Source organism: Nonomuraea sp. NPDC049784 (assembly GCF_040659615.1).
GTDB lineage: Bacteria > Actinomycetota > Actinomycetes > Streptosporangiales > Streptosporangiaceae > Nonomuraea.
This window is the reverse complement of the sequence record NZ_JBFAMX010001187.1, coordinates 1-1,468: the sequence shown is the minus strand read 5'-3', so window position 1 is coordinate 1,468 and position 1,468 is coordinate 1. Positions and strand designations below refer to the sequence as shown.

Here is a 1,468-nt window from a genome sequence, read left to right as displayed (position 1 = left end):
TCAAGGGGACGGTCATCAGCGGTTACTGCGTCTGGCTGTGAACGCAGCATGTGATCGGATCAGGTCCATCCAAGGGGCAGGCGGGCGGCGGCGCGGTAGCGGTCCAGGTCCCACGCGGCGGGCGCGACCGGCACGTCCTCAAGCCACATGACGAGCCGGTCGTCCCCTAGGTCGTCCAGCCGGTACATCCGGGGCAGCCGCAACCCGGCGGGAAGCGAAGGGCGGGCCAGGTAAACGTCCGCGTCGGCCCGCCAGGGGAAGTTCGCGAGCGCCTCGGCCCGCAGCCCCCCTGGCATCTTCGCGAACCAGGCCGAGTGCTTGATCGCATGGATCGACTTGACGAAGAACGACCAGCTCACGCCTCCGGTCGTCGTGCCACGCACGCGGTGGAGCGAGGCTGTCGACAGCGATCCGGGACCGTGGTGGAGGAGCTCGACGTGCTGCTCCGCGATCTCGGCCAGGGGGTCTCCGAGGCTCGCGCGGACGAGGTCTGTCAGCCCGGGGGTCAGCGTGATGGTCATGGGCCCAGCATGCTGTGGGCGACAACGCTCTCGCATGAGCATGGCCTACTCAAATACGCTTTCGCCGTGGCAGCCTCCTGGCCGTTCATAGGACGTGCGGCGCAACTGGCGGAGATCAGGTCCGCCTCCAGGGGCGTGGTCGTCGCCGGCCCGCCTGGGACAGGCAAGAGTCGCCTGGTGGCGCAGGCCGTACACGGCCTCGACGGGGTCGCCTGGGCGCGGGCCACCGCGGCCGCCGGAGAGCTCCCGCTCGGCGCCTTCGCCCCGTTGCTGCCTGCCACGCCGCCCGCCGGGAACCCGCTGGGCTGGGCGGCCGCCGCGCTGCGCGCGCCGGTGCTGGTGGTGGACGACGCCCACCTGCTCGACCCGGCCTCGGCCGCGCTCGTCCACCACCTCGTCACGCGGGGCGGCACCCGCGTGATCGCGACGCTCCGCAGCCGGACGCCGGTGCCGGACGCGGTGCTCGCATTGTGGAAGGACGACCTGGTGCCACGGCTGGAGCTGGAGCCGTTCTCCCTGAACGAGACGACGGCCGTCCTGGAGGCCGCTCTGGGCGGCCGGGTGGAGTCCGCGACCGTGGCGCGGCTGTGGCGCGCCAGCCAGGGCAACGCCCTCTACCTGCACGAGCTCGTGCTGTCCGGGATCCTCACCGAGGACGGGGACGTGTGGCGCTGGCGCGGGCCGCTGACGATCACGCCCACGCTGCGTGAGACCATCGCCGCCCGCATCGGCGAGCTGTCCGCGCGGGAGCGTGAGGCGCTGGAGCTCCTGGCGTACGGCGAGCCGCTCGGCGCCGACCTGCTGGCCTCCCTCGGGTCCCTCGACGCCATCCAGCACCTGGAGGACCGGCAGCTCGTCACTGTGCAGCCGGACGGCCGGCGGCTCCAGGTACGGCTCGCGCACCCCCTGTACGGCGAGGTCATCAGGGACGGCTGCGGCGTCCTGCG

General features: G+C 72.5%; 1 protein-coding gene and 1 pseudogene. One reads left to right on the top strand and one right to left on the bottom strand.

What is annotated here, in order from left to right:
- Positions 1–59: 59 nt before the first annotated feature.
- Positions 60–521 carry a hypothetical protein gene (locus AB0J09_RS64590; RefSeq protein WP_360714379.1) on the bottom strand — a complete coding sequence of 154 codons (462 nt, stop codon included), beginning with the start codon at positions 519–521 and terminating at the stop codon, positions 60–62.
- Between the two features lie 66 nt (positions 522–587).
- Here AB0J09_RS64590 and AB0J09_RS64585 point away from each other — a divergent pair.
- Positions 588–1,468, top strand: a pseudogene (locus AB0J09_RS64585) (hypothetical protein); the annotation flags it as partial.

Coding starts and splice junctions, on each gene's coding strand:
- AB0J09_RS64590 (WP_360714379.1), bottom strand. CDS start 521: ATGACCATCACGCTGACCCCCGGGCTGACAGACCTCGTCCGCGCGAGC.